The sequence below is a fragment of the Kitasatospora sp. NPDC097605 genome (assembly GCF_040302725.1).
GTDB lineage: Bacteria > Actinomycetota > Actinomycetes > Streptomycetales > Streptomycetaceae > Kitasatospora.
This window is the reverse complement of the sequence record NZ_JBEOSF010000039.1, coordinates 38755-58140: the sequence shown is the minus strand read 5'-3', so window position 1 is coordinate 58140 and position 19386 is coordinate 38755. Positions and strand designations below refer to the sequence as shown.

4 protein-coding genes are annotated in these 19386 nt (G+C 75.3%); all 4 read right to left on the bottom strand.

From position 1 onward, the window contains the following. Window positions 1-11 precede the first annotated feature (11 nt). On the bottom strand, window positions 12-1187 hold the full coding sequence (locus ABTX81_RS31850; protein ID WP_350552914.1) for a cytochrome P450: 1176 nt from the start codon (window positions 1185-1187) through the stop codon (window positions 12-14). Window positions 1188-1336: 149 nt separating this feature from the next. Continuing rightward, on the bottom strand, window positions 1337-1546 hold the full coding sequence (locus ABTX81_RS31845) for an MbtH family protein (protein WP_350552912.1): 210 nt from the start codon (window positions 1544-1546) through the stop codon (window positions 1337-1339). A gap of 17 nt (window positions 1547-1563) precedes the next feature. Further along, window positions 1564-7128 carry a non-ribosomal peptide synthetase gene (locus ABTX81_RS31840; protein ID WP_350552910.1) on the bottom strand — a complete coding sequence of 1855 codons (5565 nt, stop codon included), beginning with the start codon at window positions 7126-7128 and terminating at the stop codon, window positions 1564-1566. A gap of 19 nt (window positions 7129-7147) precedes the next feature. Beyond that, window positions 7148-19366, bottom strand: coding sequence for a non-ribosomal peptide synthetase (locus ABTX81_RS31835; protein ID WP_350552908.1), 12219 nt, complete (start codon window positions 19364-19366; stop codon window positions 7148-7150). Window positions 19367-19386 lie beyond the last annotated feature (20 nt).

Here is a 19386-nt window from a genome sequence, read left to right as displayed (position 1 = left end):
CGTCTCCGGTGCTACCAGTCGAGCAGCAGGGCTTCCACATCGAAGGGCGGCGGGCCCAGGGTGATCTCGCGGTGCGGTTCGGCCGGCCGCAGGGTGGGGAAGCGCCGCGCCAGCGCCGGTATCGCCGACCGGAACATCAGCTCGGCCAGGGTCCGGCCGAGGCAGTGGTGAATGCCGTACCCGAACGCCAGGTGCTCCGCCCGCGCGCGGGTGATGTCGAACCCGTCCTCCGCGTGCGGGTAGTTCCGGCGGTTGGCGGCCAGCAGGGAGCAGGTGACCGTGTCGCCGGCCTTCACCAGGTGCTCCCCGATCCGCACGTCCTGCGTCGCGACGCGCGGATGGGTCTTCTCGTCGGTCGTGAGGTACCGCATCATCTCGTCCAGCCAGTCCGGCACGGTCTCGGGCTTCTCCCGCAGCACGGCGAACTGCTCGGGCGCCTCGACCATCAGCCAGGCGCCCGCCGCGAGCAGCCGGGCCACCTGGTCGGCGCCCGCGCCCATGACGAACGCGGCCACCCCGGTCAGCTCGGCGTCCGAGATGGCGTCACCGTGCTCGCGCACCACGACGCCGAACATGTCGTCACCGCACTCGCGGCGCGCCTTGGTGGCGTGCTGCTTCATGTAGGTCATGAACTTGTTCCCCATCGCGGTGCGCCGCTTGGCCGACCGGTCGGTCCGGCTGGCGAGCAGGATCCGGGCCAGGTCCGCCTGGTCGTCCCGGGGGATGCCGAGGAAGTCGCAGGTCGCCGGCGTGGCCACGGCCCATCCGAAGTGCGGGACGAAGTCCACCGGGCCGCCGAGCGCCTCGATGGAGTCCAGGCTGTCCCGGACGATCTGCTCGACCTTCGGCCGGAACTCCTGCATCCGGCGGACGGTGAACGCTGGGGTCATCATCCGCCGCAGCCGCGTGTGCTCCGGCGGGTCGTACTGGGTCAGGAAGCCGGGCCAGGTGAAGCCGGCCGCCGTCCCGCCGTACAGCAGGCGCGCGCTGAACTTGTCCGAGCCGAGGACCTGCCGGACCTCCTTGAGCCCGGTGGCGAGCCACGCGGTCCGCCCCTCGGCGGAGTCCTCGGTCCCCAGGACGGTCAGGTCGCCCTCGCTCATCAGGGAGTGGAGTTCGGGCACCGGATCGAACCGGTTCCTCCGGTGCAGCTTCGACGCCCGGACGACGTTGATCTCCTCGAACATGCCGCGGGTCCTGTTCGTGGGTAGTGATTCCGGCCGGCCCGGGCGGGGCCGGCCGGAGCCCTCGCGCGGGTGCGCGGAAGGAGGGTGCCGGGGCAGTCGGACGGGCGTCGCGCCCGTCCAACTGCCCACGTTGAGCGGATGGACGGCGCTCAGCCGTCGATCTGCGCCACCAGGCTCTTCGGCCGGAGGTCGGTCCAGTTCTCCTCGACGTAGGCGAGGCATTCCTGGCGGGCTGCCTCGCCGTGGACGGCGGTCCAGCCGGCCGGCACCTCGGCGAAGGACGGCCAGAGGGAGTGCTGGCCCTCGTCGTTGACGAGCACGAAGAAGGAGCCGTCCTCGTTGTCGAAGGGGTTCGTCATGGCGGTGTCCTTTTCCGCTACGGCCGCGGCCGGAGCTTCTCGGCGACGATGGCCCCGATCCGGGCCAGCGACGCGGGCTGCATCATCTCGTTGTGGTCGGCGGCGATCTCGTGGGGCTCCACGGTCCCGCTGGTCAGGGGCTCCCAGCTGGCGATCGCCCAGTCGACGGGCATGTGCGGGGGGCGGTTGCGCGCGGCGACGAACAGCAGGACGTCGCCGGCGAAGCCCGGGGCGTCGTGCCTCGGCCCGACCTCGGCGAGGTTGCGCATCACCTCGGCCAAGCGTGCCCTGGCGCCCTCCCCCCTGACCAGTCCGGCGGCGAGCTCCATCTGCTGTTCCTTCAGCTTGTCGACGGCCTCCTGCACGCGCCCGTCGCCGCGTGCCTTCTTCCCCATGTAGGTGGGGTAGGCGTCGAGCAGCGCGAGCAGGCCGACCTGCTCGCCCTCGGCTTCGAGCAGCGCGGCCATCGTCTGCGCTATCCGCCCGCCGAGGGACCAGCCGAGCAGGTGGTACGGCCCGGTCGGTTGGACGGTGCGGATCTGCGCGATGTAGTCGGCCGCCATCTCCTCGACCCCGGCGGGCAGGGCCTCGGTGCGGGCCAGGCCGCGCGCCTGGATCCCGTAGACCGGCTGGTTCTCCGGGAGTTCCCGCAGCAGCGGGCCGTAGTTCCAGCTCAGGCCGCCGCTCGCGTGGACGCAGAACAGCGGCGGACGGTCGCCGCCCGGGCGCAGCGGCAGCAGGACCTCGAAGTCGCCCGTGGCGGCCTTCGCCGCGGCGCTGGAGCGCCGCCGCTCCCCCAGGGGGATCAGCCTACCCTCGGCGGACCAACGGGCCAACGAACCGGTGCGCAGCATGCGCCGTCCCCCGGTCCCGAACGGGCAGGCCCGGCTCCGGTCGTCCGGGCCCGCGTCGACCGCGGGGCCGGTGACGTAGAGCTCGCCGACGGCTCCGGGCGCGACGGGGAGCAGGCGGTCGTCGAGCAGCAGCGCGCCGAGCGGGCCGCCCAGGGCCAGGGCGGCGACCGCCGGGGGAACGGGTCCGGCCCACACGGCCGGGGCCTCGGCCGGACGCTCGCGCTCGGCGTCGTCCAGCAGCACGTCCAGCTCGCTGACCCGCCGTCGGGGGTCCTCCGCCACCTGTTCCAGGACGCGGACCAGCCGCCGTGCCAGCGCGTCGGCCGTGGCTCCGTCGAACAGGTCGGTGGCGTAGCGGAGGTCGCCGTCGATGCCGGCGCCCTCGTCGTCCTCGTCGCGGTGCTCGGTGAGCCTGAACGCGAGGTCCAGTTCGATCGCCCCGGGCCGGCCGGGTTCGACGCCGGTACGCAGGGCCGGCAGTTCCGTCGCGGCCCACGCGCCGGCGTCCTCCTCGGCCACCTCCAGGCCGACCTGGAAGACCGGGTGGCGGGAGAGCGAGGCGGGCAGGTCCAGCAGGTCGACGATCCGCTCGAAGGGGACGTCCAGGTGCTGGCGGGCGTCCCGGACGGTCTCCTGCACCCGGGTGAGGAGCTCCAGGAAGGTCGGGTCGCCCGTGACGTCGGTGCGCAGGGGGAACGGCCGGGCGAACGGGCCGACCATCGGTTCGAGGTCGATGAGGTCCTCGTCGCGCGGCAGCGTCGTGCCGATCACGAGCTCCTCGCCCGCGCCGAACCGGGCCAGCAGCATCGCGAGCGCGGCGTGCACCAGCTGCTGGGCGTCCGCGCCGGAGGACTCCACGGCCGTCAGCAGCCGGGCGTGCGCGGCGCCGTCGAGCCGCAGCGCGACCGAACCGGCCCGCCGCGACGGGACGGCCGGGCGCGGGCGGTCGAAGGGCAGGACGGTGTCCCCGTCGATGCCGGCGAGGTGGTCCCGCCAGAAGGACATCTGCTCGCCGATCAGGCTGTCCTGCTCGCGCTCGCCCTCCAGCAGCCGCTGCTCCCAGATGGCGTAGTCGGCGAACTGCAGGGTCAGTGGCGCGCGCTGGGGGACCCGGCCCGCGCGGCGCGCGCCGTACGCGGCCGCCAGGTCGCGGAAGTACACGTCCAGCGAGTCGTCGTCGGCGGCGATCCGGTGGACCGTCAGCGCCAGCACGTGCTCGCGCTCCGCGACGGCGAAGAGGTCGCAGCGCCAGGGCAGGTCGCGGGTGAGGTCGAAGGCCTGCCCGGCCCGTTCGGCGAGCAGCCCGGGAAGGTCCTCCTCGGTGGCCGGGACCGCCGTCAGCCGGACCGCCCCGGAGTCCTGGACGTGCTGGTGGACGGTCGTGGCCTCGCCGGGGAAGGTCGTCCGGAGGATCTCGTGCCGGGAGGCGACGTCACCGAGCGCCGCCTCCAGCGCGGGCACGTCCAGACGGCCGCGCACGCGCAGCGCGACCGAGGTGTGCAGGCCCGCGGTCGTCTCGCCGGGCCGGGCCAGCAGCCAGGCGCGGAGCTGCCGGGCGGTGAGGGGCACCCGCTCCGGCCGGGCGGCGGCCTCCAGCGCGGGGCGGGACTTCGCCGCCAGCGCCCTGGCGATGCCCGCGGGCGTGGGTGAGGAGAACAGCTGCCGGATGGGCAGGTCGGCGCCGATCTCCTCGCGGATCCGCGCGATGAGCCGCATGGCCAGCGCCGAGCTGCCGCCCAGGTCGTGGAAGGCGTCGTCGACGCCCACCCGCTCGACGCCGAGGATCTCGGCGAAGAGCGCGCACAGCACCTTCTCGGTCTCGCTCTCGGGCGCCTTCTGCGAAGCGCGTTCGGCGAAGTCCGGTGCGGGCAGGGCCTGGCGGTCGACCTTGCCGTTCGGGGTGACGGGCAGGCCCGGGCGGACCACGATCGCCACGGGGACCATGTAGGAGGGCAGGACGAGGCCCATCCGCCGGCGCATCTCCTCCGCGTCGGCCTCGCTCCCGTCGGTGACGACGTAGCCCACCAGCCGCCGCTCGCCGGGCACGTCCTCGCGCGCCACGGCGACCGCCTCGGTCACGCCCGGCTGGGCCGCCAGCGCGGCCTCCACCTCGGCCGGCTCGACCCGGAAGCCCCGGATCTTCACCTGGTCGTCGGCCCGCCCGACGAACACCACCTCGCCGTCGCGGTTCCAGCGCGCCAGGTCGCCGGTGCGGTACATGCGCTCGCCGGCGCGGAACGGGCAGGCGACGAACCGCTCGGCCGTCAGGTCCGGCCGGCCGAGGTACCCGCGGGCCAGACCGGTGCCGGCGATGTACAGCTCGCCGGTGATGCCCGGCGCGACCGGCCGCAGGAAGGCGTCGAGGATGTGGATCCGGCGGTTCGCCATCGGGCGGCCGACCGGCAGTTCGCCCCCGAGCTCCTCACCGGGCTCGATCGGCTTCCAGGTCGCGCACAGGGTGGTCTCGGTCGGCCCGTAGGTGTTCCGCACCCGCAGTCCGGGCTGGGCCCGCCGCAGGTTCTCCACCGCGTAGGCGGGGACGACGTCCCCGCCGGTGCCGACCTCGGCCAGGCCCGTGAAGCACTCCGGCGACGCCTCCGCCAGGGCGCGGAAGGTTCCGGCGGTGAGGTGGACGGCGGTCGCGCCCCGTTCGACGGCCCGGCGCACACCGCCGGCGTCCACCACGCCCGGCTCGGCGAGCAGGACCCGGCCACCCGTGGCGAGCGGCACCCACATCTCGTAGACCGAGGCGTCGAAGACGTGCGTCGCGTGCATCAGCACGCCGTCCTCGGGACCGATCCGCCAGCCCGCGTCGCCCGCCAGACCGGCCACTCCCCCGTGGGTGACGGCCACGCCCTTGGGGACGCCGGTGGACCCGGAGGTGTACATCACGTACGCCAGGTCGTCGGCGCCGACCCGGACCCGCGGGGCGGTGGCGGCCTGTCCGGCGACGGCCGCGCGGGTCTGCGGAGCGTCGAGCACGATGGCGTTCTCCGGGGCGACCGCGCTGGTGGCGGCCGTGCACACGACGGCCGAGACCAGGGGGTCGGCCAGGGCGAGCGCGATCCGCTCGGCGGGGTTCCCGGCGTCGACCGGGACGAACGCGGCGCCCGCCTTCCAGATCGCCAGGAACGCGACCAGCAGGTCGGCGGACCTCTCCATCGCCACCCCGACCAGGGCGCCGCGCCGCACGCCGCGGCCGGCGAGGTACCCGGCCAGCCGGTTCGAGGCCAGGTCGAGTTCGGCGTAGGTCAGGTCCGCCCCGCTCGCGTCGGTGACCGCCACCGCGTGGGGTGCGGCGGCGACCCGCCGCCCGAACAGCTCGACCACGGACTCCCCGGGCACCAGGGCGTCGGTCGCGTTCCAGTCGTCCACCACCAGGGCGCGGTCGGCGCCGCTCAGCAGGGTCAGCCGGCCGACCAGGACGCCGGGATCGGCGACCAGCTGGTCCACCACCCGGACGAACCCGCCCAGGACGGCGTCGGCGACCGCGCGGTCGAACAGGCCCCGGTCGTAGTTGAGGATGACCGGCATCCGCTCGCCCGGCCCGGTGACCAGGGTGAACGGGTAGTGCGAGGAGTCGCGGCCCTTGCGCACGGGGCGCAGGTGCAGGCCGTCGCCCCGCGGCCGGTCGAGGCCGGTGCGGGGGAAGTTCTCGTAGATGACCAGCGTGTCGAAGACCGCGCCGGGGCCGACGGCGGCCTGCGCCTCCTGGAGGCCGAGGTGCTGGTGGGGCATCAGCGCCGACTGGGTGCGCTGCAGTTCGGCGAGCGAGTCGACGAACCGCCGCCCGCCGTCGAGGCGGACGCGCACCGGCAGGGTGCCGAGCAGCATGCCGACCATCGTCTCCACGCCGGCCAGCTCGGCGGGCCGTCCCGAGACGGTCGCGCCGAACACCACGTCGGTGCGGCCCGCCAGCTGCGACATTACGACCGCCCACACGCCCTGGACCACGGTGTTCAGCGTGAGGCCGTGGCCGCGGGCCAGCCGCGCCAGCCCGTCCGTCAGCTCCGGGGACAGCTCGGCCATCACCGTGTCGATGTCCGGCACCCGGCCCGGATCGGCCGGGACGACCGTGGTGGGGGTGTCCAGGCCGGCGAGCTCCCCGCGCCAGGCGGCCCGGGCCGCCTCCTTGTCCTGGCGGCCCAGCCAGGCGAGGTAGTCGCGGTAGGAGGTCGTGGCCGGCAGCCCGGACGGGTCCCCGCCCGCCGCGTAGATCGCGGAGAGCTCGCGGTGGATGATCGGCATCGACCAGCCGTCGGCCAGGACGTGGTGGAGGGTGTGCACCAAGCGGTGGCTCTCCGGGCCGAGCCGGATCAGGTGCAGCTTCGTCAACGGGGCCGTGTCCAGCCGGAAGCGCTCGGCCAGCTCCGCCTCCGCCAGCCGCCCCACCTCGTCGTCGGCGAGGTCGTCCGGGAGGGCGGAGAGGTCCGTCTCGCGCCACGGGATCGTGACGTCCCGCAGCACCACCTGCACCATCCGCGCGCCGCTGACGTACCGGAAGCAGACCCGCAGCGCGGCGTGCCGGTCCAGGAGCGCCTGCCAGGACGCCTTCAGGCGCGCGGCGTCCAGCGGACCCTCGATGCCGTAGACGGACTGCACGGTGTAGGTGTCCGGACCGTCCTGGTCGAGCGCGGTGTGGTAGAGCATGCCCTCCTGCAACGGCGACAGGGGCCAGACGTCCTCCACGGCGGGGCGTGGTTCGGCACGGGTGTGGTCATCGGTCATGATCTGCTCCTTGTGGACGTCATTCATCGGCCGGCCCGGTCTGGAGTCGGTCCATCTCGTCGGGTGAGAGGGCCAGGAGCATCCCGTTCCGGGGCTCCGGCTTCCCGCTCTCCCCGCCCTCGGCCGGAAGCTCCTTGGCGAGCACCGCCAGCCGTTCGGGCGTCTTCTCGTCGAACACCTGCCACGGCGACAGTTCGAACCCCTCGCCACGGAGCCGGGCCGACAGCTGCATCGAGCTGATCGAGTCGCCGCCGAGCTCGAAGAAGCTGTCGTCGACCCCGGCCCGCTCCACCCCGAGGACCTCGGCGAACAGCCGGCACAGCAGTTCCTCGACGGCCGTGCGCGGATCGCGCCCGGAGGAGTTCCCGGCGAAGTCGGGGGCCTGGAGCGCCCGGTGGTCGACCTTGCCGTTCGGGCTCAGCGGCATCGCGTCCAGCGGGACGAACGCCACCGGCCTCATGTGCTCGGGCAGGCGCTCGGCCGCCGTCGCGCGGAGGGCGGCGATCAGCTCGTCGGCCGGCTGTCCGGCCGCCGGGACGACGTACGCCACCAGCCGCTTCTCGCCGGGCCCGTCCTCACGGGCCGCCACCACCACCTGGACGGCGCCCGGGTGGTCCGCGAGCACGGCCTCGATCTCACCCGGCTCGATCCGGTAGCCGCGCACCTTGACCTGCGCGTCGGCCCGGCCGACGAAGACCAGCTCCCCGTCACGGGTCCAGCGGACCCGGTCGCCGGTGCGGTACATGCGGCCCCCGGAGGAGTACGGGTCGGCGACGAACCGCTCGGCGGTCAGGCCGGGACGTCCGAGGTAGCCGCGCGCGAGCCCCGCCCCGGTGACGTAGAGCTCACCGGCCGTGCCGGGCGGCACCGGCTGCAGGAAGCCATCGAGCACGTAGGCCCGGGTGTTGGCGATCGGGCGGCCGATGGGGACGGCGGCGGCGCCCGGGGACAGCGGCGCGCTCATCGTCGCGCACACGGTCGTCTCGGTCGGCCCGAAGGCGTTGACCATCCGGCGGTCCCGCGACCAGCGGTCGACCAGCGGCAGCGGGCACGCCTCACCGGCGACGACCAGTGTCTCCAGGCAGTCCGGCAGGTCGTCCTCGACGGCCAGCACGCTCGGCGGCACGGTGACGTGGGTGATCCGCCACCGGCGCACCGCCTCGCCCAGCGACACCCGCGGCGGCATGCTGGCGGGGTCGGCCAGCACCACGGTCGCGCCCGACAGCAGAGCCGTGCACAGCTCGGACACCGCGGCGTCGAACCCGAGGGCGGCGAACTGCAGGATCCGTGCGGAGGAGGTCACGCCGAAGCGCTCGATCTGCGCGCCGGCCAGGTTGCCGAGCCCGGCGTGGGTGACCTGGACGCCCTTGGGCGTCCCCGCCGACCCGGAGGTGTAGATCACGTACGCCCCGTCGCCGGCCGCCACGACCGGCAGCGCCACCGCCGGGTCGGCGGCGGGCCGCTCGTCCAGGGCGACCACCGCGCCCGCGAACCCGTCCGGCACGGCCGTGCGGGTCGCCCTCGTGCACAGCAGCACCCCGGGCGCGGAGTCCGCCAGCATCAGCCCGATCCGGCCGGCCGGATAGTCCGGGTCGACCGGGACGAACACCCCGCCCGCCAGCGACACTCCGAGCAGGGCCACCACCAGCTCCGCCGACCGTCCGACCAGGACGCCCACACGCGTCTCGCGCCGGACGCCCAGACCCACCAGCAGCCGCGCCAGGTCCTGCGCCTCGCCCAGCAGCCCTTCGTACGACAGGGTCCGCTCCGCGTCCTCCACCGCAACCGCGTCCCGCGAGAGTTCCGCCCGGCGGCGGAACAGCACCGGCAGCGGCTCCGGCACGAACGGCGCGTCGGTGGCGTTCCACCGCTCGACCACCAGGCCGCGTTCGGCCGCGCCGGTCAGGCCGACCCGGCCCACCGGAGTCCGCGGATCGGCCGTCACCTGCTCCAGCGCCCGGACGACCGCCGCCAGCGTCTCCTCGGCCCGGGTCCGGTCGAAGACGTCCGGGCGGAAGATGAACTCGCCGTGGACACCGCCGTCGTGGGAGGCGCGCATGGATATCGGATAGTGCCCGTTGTCGTTCGGGATCCCCGCGGGGCGCATGACGAGCGCGTCGGGGTCCTCGGACGGGAGCGGCGGGCGGGGGTAGTTCTCGAACACCACGATCGTGTCGAACGCGGCGCCCTGCCCGGCGAACTGGATGATCTCCGACAGCCCGACGTGATGATGCGCCATCATCCCGACCTGGCGCTCCTGGAGGTCCGTCAGCAGGTCGAGGAACGGCTCACCGCCCTTGAGGCGGGCCCGGACCGGCAGCGTGTTCATGAACAGGCCGACCACCGACTCGACCCCGGGGATCTCGGGCGGACGCCCGGCCACCGCGGAGCCGAACACCACGTCGTCCCGGCCCGTCAGCCGGGCCAGGAGCAGCGCCCAGACCCCCTGGAAGAGGGTGTTCATCGTGACGCCGTGCCGGCGCGTGAAGTCCACCAGCCGACGGCTCAGGTCGTCGTCGAGTTCGAAGCGCACGCGTTCCGGCTCGACCGGCGCGCCGTGGGTGTCCGGCGGCACGACGTGGGTCGCCTCGTCGAGTCCGGCGAGCTCGGTCCGCCACGCCTGCCAGGCGGCCTCCTTGTCCTGGCGGGAGAGCCAGGCGAGGTAGTCGCGGTACGAGGTCGCGGCGGCCAGGGACGAGCCGTCGCCGCCCGATTGGTAGGCCGCCAGCACGTCGCTGGAGAGGATCGGCAGCGACCACCCGTCGCAGGAGATGTGGTGGGAGGCGAGGGCCAGCCGGTGGCTGCGCTCACCGATGCGCACCAGGTGCAGGCGCAGCAGCGGGGCCCGGCTCAGGTCGAACCGGTCGGCGTGCAGTTCCTCCGCGAGCCGCTCGAACTCCGCCAGCGCCTCGTCCTCGGGCAGGTGGGACAGGTCGGTCTCGGTCCACGGCAGCGCCACGTCCTGGGCGATCGCCTGGACGGCCCGGCCGGACGCGAGCTGGTGGAAGCTCGCCCGCAGGGCGGCGTGCCGGTCGAGGAGGGTCTGCCAGGAGGCGCGGAAGCGGGCGACGTCCAGCGGGCCGTCGAGGGCCAGGGTGCGGATGCCCGCGTAGACGTCCGGCCCCCGCTGGTCCATGGCGTGGAACAGCAGGCCCTCCTGGAGCGGGGAGAGCGGCCAGATGTCGGCGAGGCCCGGAACGGCGGCCTCGATCTCCTCCACGTCCGGCTGCGTCAGCTCGACCAGGGAGAAGTCGCCGGGGGTGTGCCCGCCGGCGCCGGGCACGGCGGCGTGCGCGGCGAGGCCGGACAGCAGGTCCAGCCAGGCCCGGCCGAGCGACTCCGCCTCGGCGTCGCCGAGGATCCGTCCGGCCCAGGTCACGGTCAGCCGGAGCTCGGGTCCGTCCGGGGAGTCGAGGAGGACGGCGTCGACCTCCACGGCGTGGCGCAGCGGCGTGTCCCGCTCCGCCGAGCCCCCGACGGTCCCCGTCAGCTGCCAGGGCTCCGGATCGCCGTCGGGGCGGGAGGAGAACCGGCCCAGGTAGTTGAACCCGACCTCCGCCGTCGGCAGCGCCGCCAGGACCGGTGCCGTCGCGGGATTCAGGTGGCGCAGCATCCCGTAGCCGAGGCCGCCGTCGGGCACGGCCCGCACGTTCTCCTTGACCTGCTTCAGCAGACGGCCCGCCGATTCACCGCCGGCGATCGCCTCGTCGGTGTCGATCCCGGCCACGTCCAGCCGGAGCGGGTGGATGTCGGTGAACCAGCCGACCGTCCGGGTGAGGTCCAGCCCCCCGAGGGGACGGCGGCCGTGGCCCTCGACGTCCACCACGACGGAGTCGCCGCCGCGCCAGTGGGCGACCGCGCCCGCCAGGGCGGCCAGGAGCAGTTCGTGGACACCGCAGTGGAAGGCCGGGGCGGCCTTCTCCAGGAGCACGCCCGCGCGCTCGGGCGGCAGGGTCCACGTCCGGCGTCCCGCCGTCGCGACGGTGTCGCGGGCGGGGTCGAGCGGGGCCGTCCTCGGTCGCGCCCGGTCGAGGATCCCCGTCCAGGTCCCGAGTTCCCCGGCCCTGGTCGCGGCGTGGTCGGCCAGGGCCCGCGCCCATCGCCGGAACGGGACCTCCACCGGGTCGAGCGCGGGCTCCTCGCCCGCGACCGCGGCCTCGCAGGCGGCGCGCAGGTCCAGCAGCAGGATCCGCCATGACACCGCGTCGACCACCAGGTGGTGGGCCACCAGTACGAGCCGTCCCACCCGGCCGGGGCCGGCGTCCACCCACACCGCCCGGATCATCACACCGGCGGCGGGATCCAGCCGCGCCGCCGTCTCGCCGGCCCAGCGCTCCGCGGCCTCGTCGAGGTCGGCGGTGGCCGCCTCGACCCGCTCGACCAGACCCGCCGCGTCCACCGACCCCCGGCCGGACACGACCAGCCGCGGCTCGCCGCCGCCGTCCGTGACGATCCGGCTCCGCAGCAGATCGTGGGTGTCGATCACCGCGCCCAGCCCGGCCGCCAGCGCGTCCGCCGACAGGTCGCCGGGGGCGCCCGCGGTCACCCACTGGGTCACGGCCCCGCCGGTCAGCGCGCCGGGGTCGCGTTCGACGAGCGCCCGCATCACCGGCGTCCAGACGACCTCGCCGGCACCGTCGGCGGGCTCGGCGCGGTCGGCCCGGGGCGCGCCGCCGTGCTCGGCGACCGCCGCGATCCCGGCCGGTGTCTCCTGCGCGAAGACGTCCTTCGCGCCGAAGACGATGTCGGCGCGGCGGGCCCGGGCGGCCAGCTGCATGGAGAGGATCGAGTCGCCGCCCAGCTCGAAGAAGCTGTCCTCGGCGCCGACCCGGTCCAGCCCGAGGATCTCGGCGAACAGGTCGCACAGCACCCGCTCCGCCTCGGTGCGCGGCTCGCGGCCGGCGGGCTTCCCGGAGAACTCGGGAGCGGGCAGCGCCTCGCGGTCGAGCTTCCCGTTGATCGTCAGCGGGAGGGCGTCCAGGACCACCACCGCGGCCGGGACCATGAACTCCGGCAGCCGGGCCGCGAGGTGGCCGCGGAGCGCTTCGGGCTCCGGGGCCTGCTCCGGTTCCGCGATCACGTAGGCGACCAGCCGCTTCTCGCCCGGCCGGTCCTCCCGCGCGACGACGACCGCCTGCGCGACCCGGGGGGCCTCGGTGAGCGCCGTCTCGATCTCCGCCGGCTCGACCCGGTAGCCCCGGATCTTCACCTGGAAGTCGGCCCGTCCGGCGAACAGCAGCTCGCCCTGCTCGCTCCAGCGCGCCAGGTCACCGGTGCGGTACATCCGCTCGCCGGGGGCGAACGGGTCGGCGACGAACCGCTCCGAGGTCGCGCCGCGGTCCCCGGGATAGCCGAGCGCCAGTCCGGCGCCCGCGAGGTAGAGCTCGCCGGTCACCTCCGGAGCGACCGGCTGGAGGAAGGCGTCGAGCACGTACGCCCGCCGCCCGGCCAGCGGGCGGCCGATCGGCAGGACGTCGCCCGGCTCGTCGCCCGGCCCGATCAGCTGCCAGGTGGCGCACAGGGTGGTCTCGGTCGGACCGTAGAGGTGCCGGACCCGGAGGTCCGGGCAGGCCCGGCGCAGCCGGGCGACGGAGGCGAGGGGCACCACGTCCCCGCCGGTGAGGACCTCGCGCAGGCCGCCGAAGGACTCCGGCGACTCCTCGGCCAGCACCCGGAAGCTGCCGGCCGTCAGGTGGACGGTCGTCACACCGCGGGCGACCGCCTCCCGCAGGCGCTGGGTGTCGACCGTGCCCGGCTCGGCGACCAGGACGCGGGCCCCGGCGACCAGCGGCGCCCAGATCTCCAGCAACGACGCGTCGAACGCGTGCGAGGCGTGCATCAGGACGCAGTCGCCGGCGTCGAGCGCCCAGCCGGGGTCGCCGGCCAGGGCCGCGACGCTCCCGTGCGGCACCGCGACGCCCTTGGCCGCCCCGGTCGATCCCGAGGTGTACATCACGTAGGCGGTGTCGTACGCCGCCGGCGTCGGTGCCCCCTGCCCCGGTCCCCCGGTCCACGGCGCGTCCACGGGCACCGGCTCGACGCCGGCCGGCACCGCGCCGCGGGTCGCCCCGGCGCAGAGCGCCACCGCCACGCCGGCGTCGGCGAGCATCCGCTCGATCCGCGCCGCCGGGTGGTCCACGTTCACCGGGACGTACGCGGCCCCGGCCTTCCAGACTCCGAGGAACGCGACGAACAGGTCCGCGCCGCGCTCCATCACCACGCCGACGCGGTCGCCGCGCCGCACCCCCGTCGCGGTCAGCCGCGCCGCCAGCCGGTCCGACTCCCGGTCGAGGTCGCCGTAGGACAGGACGCGCTCCCCGTCGACGACGGCCACCGCGTCCGGGGCGCTCGCCGAGCGCCGCCGGAACAGCTCCAGCACCGACGCTCCGCCGGCGGCCTCGCCGGTGGCGTTCCAGCGCTCCAGCACCGACGCCCGGGTCAGCTCGCTCGTCGTGCCCAGGCGGCCCACCGGGAGCGAGGGCTCGGCCAGCAGCCGTTCGACGACCCGCACGACCTGCCCGGCGACCTCGACGGCGGTCCTCCGCTCGATCCGGTCGGGCCGGTAGGACACCCGGATCTGCAGGCGCTCGCCGGGGCTGGCGCTCATGGTCAGCGGGTAGCCGGTACCGGTCCGGGTGAGGGCCGAGCTGATCGTCACACCGCCGTCGTCGCCGAGGCCGGCCGCGTCCCGCGGGTAGTTCTCGACCATCATGATGGTGTCGAAGGCCGCGCCCGGCCCCACCGCCTTCTGGATCTCCGACAGGCCCATGTACTGGTGCTCCGACAGCGCCGACTGACGTCGCTGCAGGTCCTGGAGCAGCTCCAGCACCGGCAGGCCGCCGTCGAGCCGCACCCGGACCGGAACGGTGTTGATGAACATCCCCACCATCCGCTCCACGTCCGGCACGTCCGCCGGGCGGCCCGACACCACCGACCCGAACACCACGTCCGTCCGGCCCGCCAGCCGGGCCAGCACCAGCGCCCACGCGCCCTGCACGATCGTGCTCAGGGTCAGCCCGTGGCCGCGGGCGAAGTCGGTGAGCGCCCGGGTCGTCCCGGCGGACAGCCACGCGCAGTGCTCGTCCGGCATCACCATCGCCTTGCCCGCCTCGGCGTCCACCACGGTCGGCTCGTCCGACCCGGCGAACTCCGCGCGCCACGCCGACCGCGTCGCCTCCTGGTCCTGGCGGCTCAGCCACTCCAGGTAGTCGCGGTAGGAGGGCGAGGCCGAGGAGCCGGCCGCGCCCGCGTAGCCGGACGACATCTCGCCCAGGATGATCGGCGTCGACCAGCCGTCCAGCAGGACGTGGTGCGACGTCAGGACGAGCCGGTGCCGGTTCTCGCCGAGGCGGATCAGCAGCAGCCGCAGCAGCGGCGGGCGGGACACGTCGAACCGCTCCGCCTGGTCCTGTGCGAGCAGGCGTTCGACCTCGGCGGCCGCCTCGGCCTCGCCGAGGTGCGACACGTCCGCGGTGCGCCAGGGGATCCCGGCCCCGCCCACGACGACCTGCACCGTCTCGCCCGAGCCGAGCTGGTGGAAGCCGGTCCGGAGCGACTCGTGCCGGGCGACCAGCGGCTGCCACGCCGCGCGCAGCCGTTCCGGGTCGAGCGGCCCGTCGAGGTCCAGGATCCGCTGGCTCTGGTAGACGTCCACTCCCCCGTCGTCGAGGGCGCGTTCGAAGAGCATGCCCTCCTGCAGCGGCGACAGGGGCCAGATGTCGGTCAGCCCGGGTGCGGCGGCCTCCAGCTCCGCCACGTCCCGCCGCGACACCTCGACGAGGCCGAAGTCGGACGGCGTGCGGCCGCCGGCGCCGGGGGCGGCCGTGTGGGCGGCGAGGCCGGTGAGCAGCTGCACCCACGCCTCCCCCAGCCGGTCCACCACGGCGGGGTCGAGGTCCCGGCCGTCCATGGTGAGCCGCAGCACGGGGCCGGCCGGCGTGTCCTGGACGTCCGCGCCGACCTCCAGGGCGTGGGCGAGCACCGGCTCGGGGCCGGCGGCCCCCGCGCCGAGCGGCCCTTCGGCGACCTGCCACGGGGTGTCCGCGGAAGCGGCGGCCGACCGGCCGAGGTAGTTGAACCCGATCCTCGGGGAGGGCAGTCCGGCCAGCCTGGCCCCGGTGTCGGGGTTGAGGTGGCGCAGCAGCCCGTAGCCGAGCCCGTCGCCCGGCACCGCGCGGACCTGCTCCTTCACGGCCTTCAGCAGCTCCCCGGCCGCCGCGCTCCCGGCCGCGGCTGATGCCAGGTCGACGCCGGAGACGTCGAGGCGGACCGGGTGGACGCTGGTGAACCAGCCCACGGTGCGCAGCAGGTCCTCGCCGTCGGCCGGGTGGCGGCCGTGGCCCTCCACGTCCAGCAGCACCCCGGCGTCACCGCCCTGGTGGCGCGCCACCGCGCCCGCCAGGCCCGCGAGCAGGACCTCCCTGATCCCGCAGTGGAAGGCTCCCGGGGCGTGGTCCACCAGGCCCTGCGCCGTGGGCCCGGACAGGGTCCGGGACCATGTGTGCGGCCCTCCCCCGTGCGGCCCGGGGAACGGGTCCGCGCCCTCCAGGACGCCGGCCCAGTGATCGATCTCGGCGACGGTGCGCTCGCTGAGCGCCTCCTCGGCCAGCCGCAGCGACCACTGCCGGTACGACGTCGTCGCGGGTTCCAGGGACGGGGTCGCTCCGGAGGCGGCCTCCTCGTAGGCCGCGCGCAGGTCCGGCAGCAGGATGCCCCACGAGACCGCGTCGACCACCAGGTGGTGCGCCACCAGCGCCAGCCGGCCCGGCGCGGCGCCGCCGGCGTCGATCCACACCGCCCGCAGCACGGTCCCCGTCGACGGGTCCAGGCCGCCCGCGGCCGCCGCGGCCTCGCGTTCGGCGATCTCGTCGAGGTCGCCGCTCCCGGCCTCCATCCGGGTCACCAGGGCGGCCGCGTCCACCGTGCCGCGCTCGGGGACGATCAGCCGTCCGTCGGGCTCCACCCGGCCGCGCAGCTGGTCGTGGGCGTCCAGCACCGCTCCCAGGGCGGCCACCAGGGCCTCCCGGTCGAGGCCGGGCGGGGCGACGACGACCCGCGCCTGCGCGAAGCCGGGGCGCAGCGCGTCGGCTCCGAGGGCGTGCATCACCGGCGTCCGGGGAACCTCCCCGGTGCCCGCGTCCTTCTCGGCGCGAGTCCGGCCGGTCGCTCGGACGGGCCCTGCCAGCGCGGCGAGCCGTCCGGGAGTCCGCTGCTCGAACACCTGCCGGGGGGTCAGGGCGATCCCCTCGCGCCGGGCGCGGGCGGCCACCTGCATCGAGGAGATCGAGTCCCCGCCGAGCTCGAAGAAGCCGTCCTCGACCCCGACCCGGTCCAGGCCGAGGACCTCGGCGAACACCCGGCACAGGATCCGCTCGGCCTCGGTGGCCGGGTCCCGGTCCGCCGGCTTCGCCGCGAAGTCCGGTGCGGGCAGGGCCTGCCGGTCGACCTTCCCGTGGACCGTCAGCGGCAGCGCGTCCAGCACGATCACCGCCGCCGGCACCATGAAGTCGGGCAGCGTCTCGGCGAGCCGCTCCCGCAGCCGCACCGGGTCGAGGGCGTGTCCCGCCTCGGCGACCAGATAGCCGGTCAGCCGCTCGCCCCGGGCGGCGACCACGGCCTGGGCGACGCCCGGGAGCCCGGCGAGGACCGCCTCGACCTCTCCCGGCTCCACCCGATAGCCGCGGATCTTCACCTGGTCGTCGGCCCGTCCGCCGAACACGAGCGCGCCCCGGTCCGTCCAGTGGGCGAGGTCACCGGTCCGGTACATCCGCTCGCCGGGGACGAACGGGTCGGCGAGGAACCGCTCGGCCGTCAGGGCCGGACGTCCCAGGTAGCCGCGGGCGACACCGGCCCCGGCGACGTACAGTTCGCCCTTCACGCCCGGGGGGACGGGGCGCAGGAACGCGTCGAGGACGTAGCCGCGCCGGCCCGCGAGGGGACGTCCGATCGGCAGCACCGGACCGGTCTCGTCGCCGGGTTCGACCAGCCACCAGGTCGCGCACAGCGTCGTCTCCGTCGGGCCGTAGAGATGCCGCACCCGGACGTCCGGGCACGCCCGCCGGACGCGCTCCACCGCCGTCGGCGGTACCGCGTCCCCGCCGGTCAGCACCTCCCGGAGCCCGGCGACCGACTCCGGTGACTCCTCGGCCAGCACCCGGAAGGCTCCCGCGGACAGGTGGGCGGCCGTGACGCCGCCCGCCACGTGGCGGGCCAGGGCCTCCCCGTCCACCGCGCCCGGTTCGGCGATCACCAGCCGGGCGCCCGACAGGAGCGGCACCCAGATCTCGAACAGGGAGATGTCGAAGGCGTGCGAGGCATGCGTCAGCACGGCGTCGCCGGCCCCGATCCCCCACCGCGGCTCCCCGACCAGCGCCGCCACGTCGCCGTGCGACACCGCGACGCCCTTGGGCGTGCCCGTCGACCCCGAGGTGTACATCACATAGGCGAGGTCGTCGGCCCCGGCCTCCACCGCGGGGCGGGCGCACTGCGCCACGGCCCGCCGCGTCCCCGGATCGTCCAGGACGACCGGATCGAGCCCGCTGTCCAGCACCGCCGCCCGGCTCGCGGCGCGGCAGACCACCGCGGCCGGATCCGCGTCGGCCAGCATGAACTTCACGCGCTCCGCCGGGTAGGCGGGGTCCACCGGCACGAACGCCGCCCCCGCCTTCCACACCGCGAGCAGCGTCGCGACCAGGTCGTCGGAGCGCTCCATCACCACGGCGACCCGGTCCCCGCGCCGGACACCGAGCGCGGCCAAGTGGCCCGCGAGCCCGTCGGTCCGCGCGGCGAGGTCCCGGAAGGACGTCGACCGGTCCCCGTCGGTGATCGCCGTCGCCTCCCCGCGGCGCTCCGCCTGGCGGTCGAACAGGGCCAACGGAAGGTCGGCCGGCGCGGCCTCGGGCGCCGTGCCCCAGGCCCGCACCAGGTCGCGCTCGGCGGCGGTCGTCACGACGGCATCGGCCACGGTGATCCCGCTGTCGGCCGTCAGCCCGCGCAGCACCCCCTGGAACCGCTCCAGGACGGCGTGCGCCGCGCCCGTGTCGAAGAGCTCGGTCAGGTGGTCGAGCTTGAGGAGCATCGTGTCGCCGGGGACGGCGACCAGCGTCAGCGGATAGTGGGCCGCCTCCCGGCCCTGGTTCACCCGGACGGTGAAGGTCCCGGCGGAGTCCGGTTCACCGAGGTCGCGGGGGAAGTTCTCGAAGACGAGCAGGGTGTCGAAGACCGCGCCGGGGCCGGCCGCCTTCTGGATGTCCGTCAATCCCACGTACTGCTCCGGGATGAGCGCCGACTGCCGCCGCTGGACCTCGGCCAGCACGTCGACGACCGGCGAGGCGCCGTCCAGCCGCACGCGCACGGGCACGGTGTTGAGGAACAGCCCCACCATGCCCTCCACGCCGGGCAGGTCCGCGGGGCGTGCCGACACGGTGGCCCCGAACACCACGTCCGTCCGGCCCGACAGCTGCGCCAGCACCAGCGCCCACGCGCCCTGCACGACCGTGTTCAGCGTCAGCCCGTGGCGCCGGGCGAGGTCCTCCAGCGACCGGGTGAGCCGCTCGGGCAGCTCGACCGTGATGCTCTCCGGCATGGCGGGCGCCCGGCCCGGGTCCGCGGGCGCCACCAGGGTCGGCTCCTGGACGCCGTCCAGCTCCGCCGCCCAGGCCGCCAGCGCCCGGTCCTCGTCCTGCCGGTTCAGCCAGGCGAGGTAGTCCCGGTAGGACGCCACCTCCGGCAGGCCGGGCCGGCCGTCGGCCGCGTACAGCTCCAGCAGCTCGGTGAACACGATGGGCAGCGACCAGCCGTCCATCACCGCGTGGTGGCAGGTCACCACCAGGCGGTGCGTGGCGTCGTCGAGACGGATCAGGGTGAGGCGCAGCAGGGGGGCCTGCGCCACGTCGAAGCGCCGGAGCCGGTCCTCCTCGGCCAGCTCCCGCACCGCCTCCTCGGGATCGTCGAGGTGGGAGAGGTCGACGGTGCGCCACGGCAACTCCGCCCGGCGCGCGATGACCTGCACCGTCTCGCCGGACGCACGCTGCCGGAAGCAGGCCCGGAGCGCGGCGTGCCGGGTGAGCAGCTCCTCCCAGGCCGCGCGCAGCCGGACCGGGTCGACCGGGCCGCGCAGCTCCAGGATCCAGTGGCCCAGGTAGACGTGGGGCCCTTCGTCGTCGTAGACCGTGTGGAACAGCAACCCTTCCTGCAGCGGCGACAGCGGCCAGATGTCCTCGATCCGCGACTGAGCCATCGGTATCTCCCTCGATCCAG